This window comes from Flavobacterium sp. J27 (assembly GCF_004303025.1).
Lineage (GTDB): Bacteria > Bacteroidota > Bacteroidia > Flavobacteriales > Flavobacteriaceae > Flavobacterium.
Map to the genome: position 1 here is coordinate 23,485 of NZ_PJQW01000011.1, position 16,525 is coordinate 40,009.

General features: G+C 31.1%; 19 protein-coding genes. 15 read left to right on the forward strand and 4 right to left on the reverse strand.

From position 1 onward, the window contains the following. The 5 genes from CX675_RS20175 to CX675_RS14635 all read left to right on the forward strand — a co-directional run. The coding region (locus CX675_RS20175) for an SUMF1/EgtB/PvdO family nonheme iron enzyme (protein ID WP_240723652.1) at positions 1-353 on the forward strand (353 nt) is incomplete at its 5' end. Between the two features lie 57 nt (positions 354-410). Then, on the forward strand, positions 411-1,043 hold the full coding sequence (gldL, locus tag CX675_RS14620; RefSeq protein ID WP_130735995.1) for a gliding motility protein GldL: 633 nt from the start codon (positions 411-413) through the stop codon (positions 1,041-1,043). Positions 1,044-1,101: 58 nt separating this feature from the next. Continuing rightward, complete coding sequence (gene gldM / locus CX675_RS14625) at positions 1,102-2,652, forward strand: gliding motility protein GldM (protein WP_130735996.1); 1,551 nt, start codon at positions 1,102-1,104, stop codon at positions 2,650-2,652. A gap of 44 nt (positions 2,653-2,696) precedes the next feature. Beyond that, entirely contained in the window at positions 2,697-3,584 is an 888-nt protein-coding gene (gldN, locus tag CX675_RS14630; RefSeq protein ID WP_130735997.1) for a gliding motility protein GldN, read from the forward strand. 70 nt (positions 3,585-3,654) lie between these two features. Next, positions 3,655-4,710: an FAD-binding oxidoreductase gene (locus CX675_RS14635; RefSeq protein WP_130735998.1), complete on the forward strand. Its 1,056-nt coding sequence runs from the start codon at positions 3,655-3,657 to the stop codon at positions 4,708-4,710. On the opposite strand, the gene CX675_RS14640 is transcribed toward CX675_RS14635, so the two are convergent. Then, a complete protein-coding gene (locus CX675_RS14640) occupies positions 4,703-5,110 on the reverse strand; it encodes a DUF983 domain-containing protein (RefSeq protein ID WP_130735999.1) in 408 nt (135 codons plus the stop codon). The genes CX675_RS14635 and CX675_RS14640 overlap by 8 nt on opposite strands. Positions 5,111-5,179: 69 nt before the next feature. Between CX675_RS14640 and CX675_RS14645 the strand changes: the two genes are divergently transcribed. From CX675_RS14645 to CX675_RS14660, 4 genes are all read left to right on the forward strand, one after another. Further along, positions 5,180-7,102, forward strand: a complete 1,923-nt coding sequence (locus CX675_RS14645; RefSeq protein ID WP_130736000.1) for an ABC-F family ATP-binding cassette domain-containing protein — start codon at positions 5,180-5,182, stop codon at positions 7,100-7,102. Between the two features lie 623 nt (positions 7,103-7,725). Further along, positions 7,726-8,301: a Crp/Fnr family transcriptional regulator gene (locus CX675_RS14650; protein WP_130736001.1), complete on the forward strand. Its 576-nt coding sequence runs from the start codon at positions 7,726-7,728 to the stop codon at positions 8,299-8,301. 67 nt (positions 8,302-8,368) lie between these two features. Further along, on the forward strand, positions 8,369-8,809 hold the full coding sequence (locus CX675_RS14655; RefSeq protein ID WP_130736002.1) for a carboxymuconolactone decarboxylase family protein: 441 nt from the start codon (positions 8,369-8,371) through the stop codon (positions 8,807-8,809). Positions 8,810-9,003: 194 nt separating this feature from the next. Beyond that, positions 9,004-9,384: a hypothetical protein gene (locus CX675_RS14660; RefSeq protein ID WP_130736003.1), complete on the forward strand. Its 381-nt coding sequence runs from the start codon at positions 9,004-9,006 to the stop codon at positions 9,382-9,384. A gap of 46 nt (positions 9,385-9,430) precedes the next feature. Here CX675_RS14660 and CX675_RS14665 read toward each other — a convergent pair whose 3' ends face one another. Then, positions 9,431-10,399, reverse strand: a complete 969-nt coding sequence (locus tag CX675_RS14665; RefSeq protein ID WP_130736004.1) for an App1 family protein — start codon at positions 10,397-10,399, stop codon at positions 9,431-9,433. 61 nt (positions 10,400-10,460) lie between these two features. Here CX675_RS14665 and CX675_RS14670 point away from each other — a divergent pair, with 61 nt between their 5' ends. Continuing rightward, positions 10,461-11,336: a diacylglycerol kinase family protein gene (locus tag CX675_RS14670; protein WP_130736005.1), complete on the forward strand. Its 876-nt coding sequence runs from the start codon at positions 10,461-10,463 to the stop codon at positions 11,334-11,336. A gap of 13 nt (positions 11,337-11,349) precedes the next feature. Here the strand turns inward: CX675_RS14670 and CX675_RS14675 are convergent, their stop codons facing one another. Beyond that, positions 11,350-12,516 carry an 8-amino-7-oxononanoate synthase gene (locus CX675_RS14675; protein WP_240723653.1) on the reverse strand — a complete coding sequence of 389 codons (1,167 nt, stop codon included), beginning with the start codon at positions 12,514-12,516 and terminating at the stop codon, positions 11,350-11,352. Positions 12,517-12,564: 48 nt separating this feature from the next. Next, positions 12,565-13,035 carry a DUF1761 domain-containing protein gene (locus CX675_RS14680; RefSeq protein ID WP_130736006.1) on the reverse strand — a complete coding sequence of 157 codons (471 nt, stop codon included), beginning with the start codon at positions 13,033-13,035 and terminating at the stop codon, positions 12,565-12,567. Positions 13,036-13,198: 163 nt separating this feature from the next. On the opposite strand from CX675_RS14680, the gene CX675_RS14685 reads away from it, so the two are divergent. From CX675_RS14685 to CX675_RS14705, 5 genes are all read left to right on the forward strand, one after another. Further along, complete coding sequence (locus tag CX675_RS14685) at positions 13,199-13,726, forward strand: hypothetical protein (RefSeq protein ID WP_130736007.1); 528 nt, start codon at positions 13,199-13,201, stop codon at positions 13,724-13,726. Positions 13,727-13,907: 181 nt separating this feature from the next. Further along, positions 13,908-14,237, forward strand: coding sequence for a hypothetical protein (locus tag CX675_RS14690; RefSeq protein ID WP_130736008.1), 330 nt, complete (start codon positions 13,908-13,910; stop codon positions 14,235-14,237). Between the two features lie 85 nt (positions 14,238-14,322). Next, positions 14,323-14,967, forward strand: coding sequence for a hypothetical protein (locus CX675_RS14695; protein ID WP_130736009.1), 645 nt, complete (start codon positions 14,323-14,325; stop codon positions 14,965-14,967). After that, positions 14,937-15,698 carry a sensor histidine kinase gene (locus tag CX675_RS14700; protein WP_130736010.1) on the forward strand — a complete coding sequence of 254 codons (762 nt, stop codon included), beginning with the start codon at positions 14,937-14,939 and terminating at the stop codon, positions 15,696-15,698. The genes CX675_RS14695 and CX675_RS14700 overlap by 31 nt, the downstream gene beginning before the upstream one ends. A gap of 6 nt (positions 15,699-15,704) precedes the next feature. Next, a complete protein-coding gene (locus CX675_RS14705; RefSeq protein ID WP_130736011.1) occupies positions 15,705-16,376 on the forward strand; it encodes a response regulator transcription factor in 672 nt (223 codons plus the stop codon). Positions 16,377-16,525: the final 149 nt, after the last annotated feature.

Genomic DNA, 16,525 nt, shown 5'->3' on the forward strand with positions numbered 1-16,525 from the left:
TCAAGCCAAACAGAGGTGATTATGCAGCTGACGGAGCGCTTTATACCGTTGAGGCTAAATCATATGAGCCAAATAATTTCAATTTATATAACATGGCAGGTAACGTGTCGGAATGGACAGAATCTGCTTATGATGTAACTGCTTATGAATTCGTTTCTACAATGAATCCAAACGTTGCAGATAGAAAAAATCAAAGAAAAGTTGTACGTGGTGGGTCTTGGAAAGATGTTGCTTATTTCTTACAAGTTTCTACTCGTGATTATGAGTACGCTGATTCCGCAAGAAGTTATATCGGTTTCAGAACTGTACAAGATTACATGGGTACAGCAGCTACAGCAACTAGTCCTAAATAATGTATATAACCAATTTTTAAATTATAAATTAAACTTAACTAACTAAAATTATTTATTATGGCAATTTTAAGCAAAAAAGCAATGAACTTCCTTTATGGAATGGGAGCAGCAGTAGTAATCGTTGGAGCATTATTCAAATTACAACACTGGCCTGGGGCAAATGAAATGTTAATCGTAGGGTTATTAACTGAGGCTGCTATCTTCGCTTTATCTGCATTTGAAGCACCTGAAAAAGATCTAGATTGGTCTTTAGTTTATCCTGAATTAGCTGGTGGAGAATCAAATGGTAAGAAAAAGAATGAAAACCCAACAGATGCTCAAGGTTTGCTATCTCAAAAATTAGATAATATGCTTAAAGAAGCAAAAATTGATGGTGCTTTGATGGAAAGTTTAGGGAACAGTATCAAAAACTTTGAAGGTGCTGCAAAAAGCATTTCTCCAACTGTTGACTCTATTTCATCACAAAAGAAATATTCTGAAGAGATGTCTCAAGCTGCTGCTCAAATGGAAGCTTTAAACAGCTTGTATAAAGTACAATTAGAAAGTGCTTCAAGAAATGCAGAAGCAAATAAAGAAATTGCTGATAACGCTGCTAAATTAAAAGAACAAATGCAGTCAATGACTTCTAACATAGCATCTTTAAATGCTGTTTATGGAGGTATGCTTTCTGCAATGAATAATAGAGGATAATTAGTTTTATCATTTAATTAACTAAAAATTATTAATTTAAAAAAAACTAATTTTAAAAATGGCAGGAGGAAAATTAACCCCTAGACAGAAGATGATCAACCTGATGTACTTGGTTTTCATCGCGATGTTGGCATTAAACATGTCAAAAGAAGTTTTAACAGCATTTGGTTTGATGAATGAGAAATTTGACTCTTCAAATACTTCAGCTTCTGATTCTAATTCAAAATTATTATCAGTTTTAGATCAAAAAGCATCAGAAGATGCAGCTAAATTTGCTGGACCAAACAAAATGGCTACTGAGGTTTCTAAAGTATCAAATGATTTTTACGCATATTTGGGTAAAGTGAAAAATGATATTGAAGGGAAATTTGAAAAACAAGATGGTAAATTACCATACGAAGCTATGGATAAAAGTACTATCGATGAAGCATGGTTTCAAGGAGATGGATATTCTCCTGAAGGAAAAGCAATTGAAGCTAAATTTAATGCTTATGTTGCTGACATGAAAAAAGTATTTGGTAATGATGTGAAATATCAACCTATTATCAAAGAAATAGAAAAGAAATTTTCTACAGCAGATGTAAAAAACAAAGATGGTGTTAAAATTAAATATTTAGACTATCATTTTAAAGGATTTCCTGCTATAGCTACTGTTGCTAAGATTACTGCATTACAGAATGATGTAAAATCTATTGAGACTGGTGCTTATAATTTATTTTTAGGTAACACATTTAAAGAGGCTGCATCTATGAAGAATTACCAAGGTATAGTAATTCTTGATAAAAGTGCATTCTTTGCTGGTGAAGCTGTGAAAGGTAAAATTGTTTTAGGTAAGTATGATAACAAAACAGTTCCTTCATCAGTTGTTGTTAATGGAACAGAATTAGATTTAGCATCTGCTATGGAAAATGGTGCTGCTAATTTCAGTATTCCTTCAGGAAACGTTGGTGAACATGAGATAGAAGGTAAATTTACTTTCATGGAAGATGGTAATCCAGTTCCTGTTGATATTAAAGGTAACTATGTTGTAGTACCAAAACCAAACTCTGCAACAATTTCTGCAGACAAAATGAATGTAGTTTATAGAGGTGTTGTTAACCCAATGACTATTTCATTTGCGGGTATTTCTGATGATAAAGTAAACGCTTCTGCAGCTGGTTTATCTAAAGGTTCAGGTGTTGGAAAATACAATATGAATCCTGGTCAAGGTAGAGAAGTAGTTATTAATGTAACTGGAAAATTACCTGATGGAACTAATGTTTCTGATAAAAAGACATTCCGTATTAAAGATATTCCAGGTCCTCAAGGTAAGATTAGAGGAGAAGTTGCGGCTTCTGGTCCTAAATCGAGTTTAGAAGTTTCTACTGTAACTGCAGTTTTAGAAGACTTTGATTTTGAATTAGGAATTGATGTTACTTCATTTAATATTAAAGTTCCTGGTCAACCTACAATTGTTGTTTCTGGAAATAAAATGGATAGTAGAGCTAGAGGAGCAATTGGAAAAGCAAGCAGAGGTGATGTTATTATTATCTCTGAAATAAAAACTAAGTTAAGAGGTAGTTCAATCATGATGAAGAAAACTGCTCCTTGTACTTACGAAATTAAATAAGAAGTTTTCAAAGAGTTTATTCATTAAACTAAAAATTAGAAAAGATGAGTTGGAGAAATTTTATGTTAGTTGTTGCATTAGGTTTAAGTTCTACTTTTACTTTTGCTCAATCTAATCTTTTAAATGCAAAAACACCAGACCAAATTGGTCAAAAAACAGAAGCAGAATTAGTTGCTGATAATGACAAACCATTACCATATGGTTATGTTATGGATAGAGATGTTTTAATGGGTAAACGTATTTGGGAATACATCGATTTAGATGAAAGAGTAAATTTTCCTTTATATTTCCCTGTTGAAGGTGATTTAGGTCCAGATAGACAGCCTCTTTATAATGTTTTAATTAGCGGAATTAGAGATGGTAAAATCACTGAAGTTTATGATAACAGTTATTTTACTGAAAAAAAATCAATTAGTGATATTGAAGCATCTTTAGTATTTATTGATACTACAGATGCAGGAAGAGAATACTTCAATGCAGGTGAAACTATTCCAGATGAGTATATCGTAAAACAGGAAATTGAAGCTTACCACGTTAATGCTTATAAAACTGTTGGTTACTGGTATTTTGACAAGCGTCAAGGTGAAATGAAATACCGTATGCTTGGTATTTGTCCAGTTGTTCCAGATGTATTTACATTAAACAATGAAGAACCTGAAGATATTGAATTGTTTTGGGTTTATTTCCCAGCAGTAAGAGATGTGTTACATGAAGCCAAATCTTTTAATAACAAGAACTCTGCAATGCCTTTTTCTTTTGATCACTTGTTGAATTCAAGAAGATTTAATGCGGTAATTTACCAAGAAGAGAATGTTTATGGGGATCGTCAAATTAAAGATTACATGAAAGAAAATGCGCAAATGCAACTTTTGGAAGCAGAACGCATCAAAGAAAAGCTACGTAATTTTGAACAAGATATGTGGAATTATTAATATAAAATTTCTCCAATTTTAATATAAACTCTTATCATTAATTTGATAAGAGTTTTTTTATTTTTGCATTATGAAAGATTTTCTTATCATTGGTTCTGGAATTGCAGGTACATGTTTCGCTGAATTTTGTCTGCATAACAACACATCCTTTTTGGTCTTGGACGATAATTCGCAACCTTCTTCAAAAATAGCAGGCGGATTATATAATCCTGTAGTTTTAAAACGATTTAGTGAAGTATGGAAAGCTAAAGAACAATTAGCTTTAGCCTTTCCTTTTTATAAAGCCTTAGAAGATAAACTGCATATTACAGTTGATTATAAAATTCCAATTTACAGAAGATTTGCTTCTGTTGAAGAACAAAATGATTGGTTTGCAGCTGCCGATAAACCTAGCCTTTCTTCTTTTCTTTCTACTCAACTGATACAAGATCAGTATCTTTCTGTAAATGCTACTTTTGGTTATGGTGAAGTTTTACATACGGGGTATTTAGATGTTAAAGCCTTAGTTACTTCTTATGTTTCTTATCTTAAAACTATAGATTTATTTCTTTCCGATCGGTTTGATTATAGCGCATTAGAAATTAAGGATGATTTTGTTATATATAATAAAGAGAAATTTAAGAATGTTGTCTTTGCAGAAGGTTTTGGTTTACACGCTAATCCTTATTTTAATGATTTGCCACTTGATGGAACCAAAGGGGAACTGTTAATTATTGATGCGCCAAATTTGCAAATTGACGTTACCATTAAATCGAGTATTTTTATTTTGCCTATTGGTAACAATAAATATAAAGTTGGTGCCACTTATGATTGGAATGACAAGACAAATTTACCAACCGAAGCAGGTAAAATAGAATTACTAGAGAAATTAAATGAAATTATTACTTGCGAGTATAAAGTAATTGAGCATTTTGCAGGAGTAAGACCTACTGTAAAAGATAGAAGACCTTTAGTCGGTACACATTACAAATATAAAAATGTTCACGTTTTAAACGGACTTGGAACAAGAGGGGTAATGTTGGCTCCTTTTTTGGCGAAACAGTTATTTCATCATGTTGTTTTGGGTGAAAGTTTGGAGAAGGAAATAGATATTATTCGTATTTACAAAAAAAGAAACCTTATTTAGTTTCTTCTTTAATTTTCTCTTTCTCTTTCCAATTTTTATCATAATGTATAAACATATTGATCCAAATATTCCTAGAGACACGCATGATAAAAGGCATAAAGACGACTAGTGTTCCAATAATAGCATAAAATGATGTCATTAAGCTACTATCTAGAAAGACTTTTGATATGACAAATGCGGCTACAGCAAAAGCAATTCCTACTGCATAGCTAACATACATAGCGCCATAAAAAAACGAAGGTTCTATTTTATATTTGGTATGACAGTGACTACATCTCTCATGCATTTCATAAATATGCTGTAAATGATATGGGTTTTTATCTACATACATACTTTCTTCTTGGCATTTTGGGCAACTTCCTGTTAAAATGCTATTTATTTTCGTTCCTTTTTTTAACATTTGCAAAATATTTACACAAAGGTACAAATTGTAAGAGTGGGTTTGTGTAACAATAGTAACAAAATAGTCATGATTAACATACATAATTTATCGGTTTCATTTGGTGGAACATTTTTGTTTGAAGAAGTAACCTTTCGTTTAGGTGCTGGTGATAGAGTAGGGCTTGTTGGGAAAAATGGAGCAGGAAAATCGACGATGCTGAAGATTTTAGCTGGAGATTTTAAACCAGATTCTGGAGTTATTGCTACCGAAAAGGAGGTTAGAATGGGTTTTCTTCGTCAGGATATTGATTTTGAAGAAGGTAGAACGGTTTTGGAAGAAGCGTATCAGGCATTTAGTGATATTAAAAAAGCCGAAATGCGTATTGATACGATTAATCATGAATTAGCAACACGAACTGATTATGAAAGTCAGTCTTATTCTGAATTAATTGAAGAACTGGGAGAAGTAACTCACCATTATGAGATATTAGGTGGTTATAATTATGTAGGAGACACAGAAAAAATCTTACTCGGTTTAGGATTTAAAAGAGAAGAGTTTAATAATTTAACAAGTACGTTTTCAGGTGGATGGAGAATGCGTATTGAATTAGCTAAATTGTTATTACAATCGAATGATATTTTATTACTCGATGAGCCTACCAACCACTTAGATATTGAAAGTATCATTTGGTTAGAAGGTTTTTTAAAGAATTTTCCTGGCGTAGTGGTCATTGTTTCTCACGATAAGATGTTTTTGGATAATGTAACCAATAGAACCATTGAAATATCTCTTGGGAAGGCATACGATTTTAATAAGCCATATTCCCAATATTTAGTATTACGAGAAGAAATTCGCGAAAAGCAATTGGCTACCCAAAAAAATCAGGCTAAAAAAATTGAAGAAACGGAGAAGTTAATTGAAAAATTTCGTGCTAAAGCCTCTAAAGCTTCTATGGCACAATCGTTGATTAAAAAATTAGATAAAGTAGAGCGCATTGAAGTAGATGAAGACGATAATTCGGTGATGAGTATTTCTTTTCCTGTTTCACAAACTCCAGGTCGCGTTGTGGTTGAAGCGGAACATGTTACCAAAGCTTATGGTGAGAAGGTGATTTTAGAAGATATTTCTTTATTAGTGGAAAGAGGTAGTAAAATTGCATTCGTAGGGCAAAACGGACAAGGGAAATCGACTTTTATTAAAGCCCTTGTAAACGAATTTGAATACAAAGGGAATATCAAGTTAGGACATAATGTGCAATTGGGCTATTTTGCTCAAAACCAAGCGGAATATTTAGATGGCGAAAAAACCTTGTTAGATACCATGCTAGAAGCGGCTTTAGATTCGAATCGTTCTAAGGTGAGAGACATGCTAGGTGCTTTCCTTTTTAGAGGCGACGATGTAGAAAAGAAAGTAAAAGTGCTTTCAGGAGGAGAAAGAAACCGTTTGGCTTTATGTAAGCTTTTGTTACAGCCTATTAATGTGTTATTGATGGATGAACCTACCAATCATTTAGATATTAAATCTAAGAATGTTTTAAAGGCGGCTTTGGAAAAGTATGAAGGAACATTATTGCTGGTATCACACGATAGGGATTTTTTACAAGGGTTGGCAAACATTACCTATGAGTTTAAAGATAAAAAAATCAAGGAATATTTAGGTGATATTAATTTCTTCTTAGAGCAACGAAATGCACAAGATATGCGTGCTTTTGAGACCAAAGACATAGAAAAAGCACCGAAACAAGCTGCTGCTGTGGTGGAAAAGAAATCGCTATCTTATGAAGAGCAAAAGAAGCAAAAGACGTTACAAAATAAGTTGAGCAAAATTGAAAGTCAGATTCAAGAGTTAGAAAGAGATATTCAAAAAGATGATAAAGAACTGGCTACTCATTATGATAAACTAATTGAAAATGCTTCTTTCTTTACCGCTTATGAAAAGAAAAAGAAAGAACTCGATCAGTTATTAGAAGATTGGGAAACAGTTCAGGAAGAGATTGATGGGTTTAATTAGAAATTAAAAACTAAAAGTTAAAAATGAAAAGATAACAACTTTAAGTTTAAAAATAATAATGATACTATAGAGGGTGAGCTGGAAATGCTTGCCTTTTTTTTATGGTTATTGGTAAACTAAACGATAGCGATGTTTAATTTGTGTTGTAAGAGTGTAACATAAAGTCGTTGTATTCTAATTTATCCTGTTAAGAAACCCACTGAGTAGTATAAATTACAATCTGAGTAGTAAAAATGCAACCTGAGTAGTACAAAGTGCAATCTGAGTAGTACAAAGTGCAATCTGAGTAATAAAAATACAATCTGAGTAATAAAAATACAACCTGAGTAGTACAAAGTGCAATCTGAGTAGTAAAAACACAATCTGAGTACTACAAATTACAATCTGAGTAATAAAAATGCAATCTGAGTACTACATTAGACAACTTGAGTAAGAGAATAGGTGGTTTGTGTAGTATAATTATAAATAAAAAGTAATATTTTTTTATAGAGTACGTAGGAAATACGTATAAAAGAAAATACGTTCTGTTATCAGGGAGAAATAAGATTGATATTCTAATTCTTATCATCCTAAAATCCGAGTCATAGTTGCTATATTTGTAAGAGTTTGTTAATTCTATACCTATGGTTCATCCTTTTTATTTGCATCTTACTCAATTTACGACCTTAGATGAGGCCGAATTTGAGTCTGTTTTGTCTTTTTTCAAAACAATTAAAGTGCGTAAAAAAGAGAATTTGTTAATCGAAGGTCAGGTGTGTAAAACACATTTTTTTGTGCTAAAAGGTTGTTTGCGGAAATTTTTTATCAACAACAAAGGAGTAGAGCAAACCACCGAATTTGCTATTGAAAACTGGTGGCTTACCGATAATATTGCTTACGAAAGAGAATTGCCCACACAGTTTTATATTCAGGCAGTAGAACCTTGTGAGGTGTTAACTATCGAGAAACATTTACAAGACCAATTGTTATTAGAACATCCTACGTTAGAACGGTATTTTCGTTTTATTTACCAACGTGCGTTTGCAGCTTCACAAATGCGTATTAAGTATCTTTATGATTTTTCTAAAGAAGAAGCGTATTTTCAACTTTGTAAAAACCAACCCGAATTTGTACAACGGGTACCGCAATATTTAATTGCATCTTTTTTAGGTTTTACTCCAGAATATTTGAGCGAAATTAGAAATCAGAAGCGTTCTTAAACCAGTTTAAGTTTTTTGTGTATTAGGATGACGAACTTTGTCTTGTTCATTATAAATACATTAAAAAATGGAAACAAGAATTAACGTCCACACATTAGAACCACAGGCTTTCAAAGCTATGTTAGGTTTAGAAAATTATTTAGCCACTACCCAAATTTCAAAAACACATAAAGAATTACTTAAAATTCGTGCTTCACAAATTAATGGTTGTGCTTTTTGTATAGATATGCATACCAAAGATGCTCTTAAAAATGGAGAAACCCAACAGCGTCTCTTTTTAGTATCGGCATGGAGAGAAACTACTTTATTTTCGGAAGAAGAAAAAGTGATTTTAGAAATGACTGAAGAAATTACATTGGTACACCAGCAAGGATTGTCTGAAGCGACGTATCAAAAAGCGGCTCTTTTGTTTACCGAAAATTATATTGCTCAGTTGATTATAGCCATTATAACGATTAATGCTTGGAATCGAATTGCGGTGAGTACCCATATGCAAATAGAAGCCTAAATAAAGTAGGTCTACTAAATAATAAGATAACAATAGCAGAAAAACTTCTGCTATTGTTGTTTTATAAAGGTATTCGGACTTAAAAACACCTCTTTTTATTTGTCGTTATCTTGATGAAAAGAAGTTTCAAGAATCAAAAAGTTTCGGTTATATTTGACTGAATACAAATCTATACATTATAAAAACGATTATTTATGAAAAAACGACACCTATTGTTATTGTTCTTGTTTTCGATTGTTTTATTTTCTTGCGAAGGTTCTGATGCCTATCAAGGCAAATGGAAAGCCATAAATAGAGATGATGAAAGGTTTGAAATTACGTTTACTGCAACGGAAATAGCTACTAAAGATAGTAAGAGAAAAACCTTAAAATATGAATATAGTCAAAATTCGATTCACTATGAAAATGGTGCCATCACTTATGGGATTCAATTGAGCGATGGCAGAGAGTATCAACTTTTTTTTCCCAAAAAGGATAAGAGTGTAGGGATGTTATTAGATAGAGATGGAAGAATGGTGTATACGTTAAGCCGAAACGCTTATGTTACCTATGATGATATTTACAAGTTGGATTAAGAATTTCTTAATTGATGCAAGGAAGCGTAATAGTATAATATATAAGTTAGTCAATTAATCCAATTGCTTTGGAATGTGCTATAGCTTCTTTACTCGATTTAAAATAGCAAACCGCTACATTTAAGCTTTCCATGTTTTCTAGAACTTGTATGGTGGTTTGTTTTTTAGCTGTACCCACTTGTCTAATGTAAACGGCTTTAATATGCATTGGAAAAATTTTACAAATGGTTTCATATAATTTAGGGTCTTTCTGAGAATCATCACCAAGTAGAACATATTGTAGTTCTGGATAAAACTCTAGGATGTGTTTTATTTTTTCAAATTTATGATTGTGACTGCCACGACCTGTAAAAAACAATTGCGTTAAGCTTGTTTTAATGTTTTTTAAGAGAAGAACCGCTTTGGGAAGTTCGTGTAGTTCTGTAAACTGCGTAATCAAACTGTATAAATTCCATTCGCTACTAGAAACATAAAAGAAGGCATTGTCTTCTTCTTTGTCTTTTCTGCCAGCTGTTTGCAGTGCTTGGTAATGTGGAACAACATCTTCAAAAACCTTTCTTTTATTTACGTTTTTGAATAAAAGAATGTACACTTTTTTAAACGGATTTTTGGTATGCGAAATTAAAAAAGTATCATCTATATCTGAGATGAAGCCAAATTTACCCAGTTTAGGTTTAATATAACTAGAAGACGCTACAATTCGTTCTCCTTTATGCTGTATAAAGACAGTGTATTTTTTCCACCCAAAAGTAGTATTGTCTTGTAAAGGGATACAAAATTTAAAGTAACCGTCTTCCAATGTTTTGGTGCGAATAGTTTCCCCGTTAATTTCTAAAAAGACATCGGTATTTGGTTTTGTTTTTATTTGAAACAGTTGTACAATAGATTGTGCGTTTCTAAAGTTTTTTTTCTTAAAATCATAATCAGCAATTGTATTTGGCTTAAAGACGTGTCCCATGACAATTAATTCTTGATTATTTGCATAGCCACGATATAATTTTAAAACAGGTTTCATTACTTTTATACTTTTGATTTTAAAGTCTTACAAATTACAAATTAATTAGCGAATTGGTTATATGTCTGTTAAAAAGAACTATTTATTAGTAATTAATCCTATTTCAGGAGATTTAGATAAGTCGGCAATGGTTGCCCAAATAGTGCATTATGCTCAAGAATTGCAAGTGGAGCTTACTACTTATGAAACAACGGGAATTGATGATATTACAGCCATACAGCAATTATATGCTACTTTTTACTTTACCAGAGTGCTTATTGCTGGTGGAGATGGAACTATAAAAATGGTAGGCGAAGCTTTAGAAGCAGAGGATGTTGTTTTTGGAATTATTCCTGCGGGTTCGGCTAATGGATTATCTATCGATTTGCATTTGCCAACAGCACTTGAAGAAAACATAGTTATAGCCTTTCAGAACAATTATATAGAGATTGATATGGTTGAGATAAATGGAAAAAAAAGTTTGCATTTAAGTGATATTGGGTTGAATGCCTTATTAGTTAAGAACTATGAAAATAGCGATACGAGAGGGAAGTTAGGCTATGCGTTGCAGGTGATTACTACTTTAACAGAAGCAGAAGATGCTTTTGAAGTGACTATTGAAGCTAATGATGAAACGATAACGAGTGAAGCTAAAATGGTAGTTATAGCCAATTCTCAGAAGTATGGAACAGGAGTAACGATTAATCCGAAGGGCAAGATTAATGATGGTAAATTTGAAATCATTATATTAAAAACACTCGATGTATTTGTAGTAGGAAAAATAGTAACGGGTAATATTCTTTCAAACTCAGAAGAAGTACTTATTTTATCTACTGAGAAAGCTACGATTTCCGTTCAAAAAGAGATTAATTTTCAGATTGATGGCGAATATTGTGGAGAAGTAAATCGATTAGATGTTAGTATTCTTCCTGCGCAAATGAAAGTAGCCATTCCATAAATAAGACTACGTTTTATTTAAAAGGATGTCGTTGTTGCCAAGAAACATTAGGTTCTAGTTTACTAAAAATTTTTGGCATTAGAAAATTAATCAAAGGATTTGTATGGTAAATAAAGCCCGTCATATAAATAGGTGCAGCACCTATGGAACTTTTTATTTCTAGAGCGGTACGTCCAAAAATAATTTTTGAAAAGTTATTTTCGATACCAAATTCGGTCATGTTATAGAGCATATTCAAGTATAGCATATGTTCTTTTTGATGTTCATCATCATAACCTAGAAAATAGGTTTCTAAGGTATTTTCGTTAAGTAAAATAGTATGAAAACCAATTAAGATATTCTCTTTAAAGTAGCCAAATAACTTAAAGCGATTACCACATTGTTTTTTAAAAAATGAAAAATGATTTTTTGAAAGGAAAAAGGTGTTGAAAGGCGCATTTACAGCGACATAATGATAGAGTTCGTAGATACGTTCTTCGTATTGAGTGATTTCTTCTAAAGAAAGTTCTTTGGTAACGATACCTTCAATTTTTTTATGTGCTCTTTTGTATTGGTCTCTGTATTTTTTGGTAAAAGCATTTACGTAATCGGTACTGTTTTTCCATTCCGGATGCAGTTTAAAAATCATATTTGGTTGCGTATTGAACTCATAGAGAGAATGAAAATCGTGTTCTTTAAGTTCATTGGTAAACGATTTATAAAAATCTTTATACGTAACGATATGAATGGTAATTTTCTTTTGTTTAAAATAGCTGATGAGTTCTTTGGTGCATTCCGTTAAAATTTTACTAATCCAAGCTGCGGGTACTTTGTTTTTAAAAACAAAACCATTTTCACCAGTAATCATATTATTTCCTAAGAACAAAACATGAGAGCAAAAGTTTTTGAAGATAAAATTTCGGATATGAGTTTTAAGACAAGTATCTCTTTTACCGAAAGATTCTAAATGATCGACATTGACATATTGAGCGATAGCAACACCAATGAGTTCAGAAGTGTTAAAAATACCAATATAAAAGCATTCCATATTTATAGGTGCTGTATGTTGCAACACGTTTAAATAGGGTTTTTGTAAAAAATGATTTGCTGACGCTACATTATCCCATTGTTCAGGTAATGTTGTAACATCCTTGTATATTTTAAAAGTAATGTTTTCCAAAGTAAAAAAATCGTCCCACAAAAATAGGACGATTATTATATAATAAAATGTTAATTAGCTAACAAATATTTAATTCCAACCACAAATGATAGCTCCCATAACAGCAAAGCTAACAATCCAATACCCTGCATGAATAAAAATATATTTCCAAGATTTTTGTTCAAATAAGAAGGTTGTTCCTAAAACAGGTAATGCTAAGAAGATACCAATAAAAGTACCGTGTAAGGCGCCATGTTTGAAAGAAAGGAATTTTCCACCATGCACTTTTAGAAATTCAATTAGAGCAGGATCTTCTGCATTTCCACCAGCAGCTTGTATGGCGCCAATTTCGTGATTAACAAGTGTTGGCATTAAAAATGCTATTAAAAAAGCAAATAGAAAGGCAAATCCAAAAATTTTTGCCATGTTACCTTTTTTTAACTGTTCTTCGGTTAATCCAGCTTCTTTCATCCAGGCAGTTCCAAATACTTTTGGGTTGTACCAAATGGCTCCAAGAACAAAAGTGCTTAATGCAGCTACTAAAATTGCTAAATAATTCATAATTAGTGTTTTTTTGGTTAGTATATCAAATATAATTAAAAAAGAATAACAGTTGATTTATCGATTTAAAATTCTACTACTCATTTTTGAAAAAATCTTGTAAAAATTGGAAAATACGTATAAATACGTATAAAAAAAGGCGAAAAATACGTAAAAACACGTATTGATTGGTATCGTTTTTGTTTCTAGTTTTGAAATGTTGAGAGTAAGACAATTAAGTAAAGATGATATGGAAAAGAGTTTTATGATACTATTACAGGATTTAAGAATAAACAGAAAAACGATGTTTTTTTCTGTTTTGGGACAGACATATTATTTTTTAATAGCATTTTTTCTTTTTAAACAAGACTTTTTGTTGTTAATTGACGAGAACTATTTATTAGACGTTAATTTTTATTATGTAATGGGAATTAGTTTTTTTATGTCTTTAATATGGTTTTTAATGAATATTAGTGTTTCAGCAATTTTATTGTTGTTTTCAGATAAAGTGAGTAATTATGCGGCTAATCCATCTGGGTTATTTATTAATTCTATGATATGCTCTATTGGATATTTAACATTTGCCATGCTGTTGAACTTTCTACTAGATTATGATTACAAGCATTTTATTTCCTTTTCATTTAGTTTTGTAGCAATACGAGTGGTGTGGGTTATGTTTAAGACTTTTTTTTTTAATAAAAGATTAGCTTAAAAGCGTATTGTTATATTTTATTCTATATGAAAAGGTTAGCTAAAAGAAATTATTCATTTTGTCGTATTTTTTTCATTTTAAAGGTGTTTTTTTGTTAAAAAAATCTTAAAAAAAATTTTTTAAACTCTTTTTTTGTTAAAAAAAAGTTATATTAGTACTGTTAACCCTTAAAAATCAACTTATGCCAATTAACTCAACAACAGGATCAGTGATCACGCTAGCAGAGGCTCAGGAATTAGTAAATGCTTTTAGGAATATTTTTCCAAAAGATATTAAAGGATCGTTTGTAGGAGCCGACTCCTTACATGATATCCTAAAACAAGACGGTTGTATAGGAGTAAGAATTTACTATGGTTATGATACTGTTGCTTCAAAGCTTTCTCCAGTTTTAGTAGGAGTAGATGCTACAGGTAAAGATATGACAGATGGTGGCGTTATTTTAGATAAATTAAAACCTTGTCCAGATGAGTGCGATCCTACTAGTCCTATAGGAAATCCTTTAGGGAGATAGAAAGAAAAAGACCCAATAGAAAAAGAGAACTTTACCATTTATAAGTTCTCTTTTCTATTTTTATATTATTTTTAAAATCTAATTTATGGAACATCTCACTTTTGTTAATTTTGTATGTTTAATAGGGGTTATACCTCTTATTATTTTTGTGTTTAACAAAAGGAATAATTTAGAAACGAAGTACTTATTGCCTTTTATAATATTAATGGCTTTTGGTGGTTTGTATGAATTATTTGGATATTCTCTTTTTAAAGGAAGTACAAAATATTGGTTTAGAATTTATACTTTGTTAGAGTTTTATACTGTTTTGTATTTCTATGGTAAATTATTGAAAAATAATTTGTTGTATCTTGTTTTTGGTATACTTTATTTTCTACTGTATTTTTATTTAATATTAGATTGGTCGCCATCCAAAAAAGGTTTTGATGATTTGCCTTTAACAGTTGCTGTGACTTTATTAGTAATTGTAAGCAGTTTTTTATGGTTTTTAAATGTTTTTAAAAAGATAGAAGATGTGCCTTTGTATAAGAGAACTAGTTTCTATTATATTTCTTCATTTTTAATTTATTTTACTGGAACATTTCTTGTTTTTATAATGGGCGATTACATGTTTTTAGATGATTCTATCAGTAGAGACAAATTTTGGATTATTATAGTTATCTTTGGATTTTTTCTAAGACTAACTTTAATTTTTACTGTTTGGAAAGCAAGAGTCAAATTGGAACGTTAATACTTATTGGTACTGGATTAATTGTTTTATTAGTTCTAGTTGTTTTGTTTTTAGCTGTTTTTTATCAAACTTACGTGATGAAAATGAAACGAAAAGAGGCCGAATTATTGCTTAAAACTTCTTTAGAATCAGAAAAACAAGAGCGAAAAAGAATTGCAGCTGATATTCATGATGGAGTTTCAGGTGACTTAAATGCGATTCGTAATTTTTTATCTGTATTATATAAAACAGAAACCAGTGCAGAAAAAAGAGCCCTTTATGACGATATAAAAACAGGTGTTGAAGCTGCTATTGAAAATACACGTTTGGTTTCCTATAAATTAATGCCACCTTTATTAGAAACTTCTGGCTTTTTAGTTGCCTTACGAGATTATTTTACCCGATTGAATTCGAAAACAACTGCAAATTTTAGCATTACTACAACTGAAGATAATGTTCATTTATCTAATGAAATTTCCTATGAATTGTTTAGAGTAGTTCAAGAATTAACAACTAATATGATTAAATATGGAAAAATAAAAACTTGTGAAATAAAGGTAGTTGCTGTAGAACAAGAGTATCAAATTGTGATAAAAGATGATGGTATTCCCTTTAATTTTAAAGAAATGTATACTGTTTCAAAAGGTACTGGCCTTAAAAATATTAGTTCTAGATTGAAAGTTATTGATGCAATTTTTAAACAAAATGAGCCTATATTAGGAAATGAATTTGTAATTTCGGTAAAAAAATAGACAAAAATGAAGGTAGCGATAGTAGATGATCATCAACTTTTCAGAAAAAGTCTAGCCCATTTACTGAATTCTTTTGATGAGATTGATGTTGTTTTGCAGGCTAATAATGGAAAGGAATTTTTAAATTCTATTGATGAATATGAGATTGACTTAGTATTGTTAGACATCCAAATGCCCGAAATGGATGGTTTTCAAACCTGCAGAGTTTTAAAAGACAAGTATCCTAATATTTATATTCTAATTATTTCCCAGCTTACTACAAAAGAGAGTATTCATAGAGTTATGGAATTAGGAGCACATGGTTTCTTTACTAAAAATTCAGATCCAAATCAACTTCAGAATGCGATTGTGAGTATTAAAGAAAATGGATATTATTTTGGAAATGAATTAGGTCCAGTAATTCGAGAAGTAATGCTTTGGGAAAAGAAAAGTCTGGCAAATGTTAGTGAAGAAACAGTAGAAATTGATGAAAATTGCTTAACAACTCGTGAAATAGAAATTATTAAGCTGGTTTCTAATGGAAAAAGTAGTAAAGAAATTTCTGAAATTCTAAATATTAATGTTAGAACTGTAGAAACCCATAGGAAACATATTATGGAAAAAACCAATTCTAAGAACTTTATAGGGGTAGTTGTTTTTGCTTTGAAATACCAACTAATAGCATTAGAAGAGATATAAAAAGACTACTGTGTATAACATAATACGTATAAATACGTAGTAAAAAGCATGAAAAATACGTGTAAATACGTATTTTTTTTTGTTTTAAAACGAGCTATATTTGATAAAGATAGTTTAGAGTTTGTTTTGTTAAGTTTGTTTGCAATTAA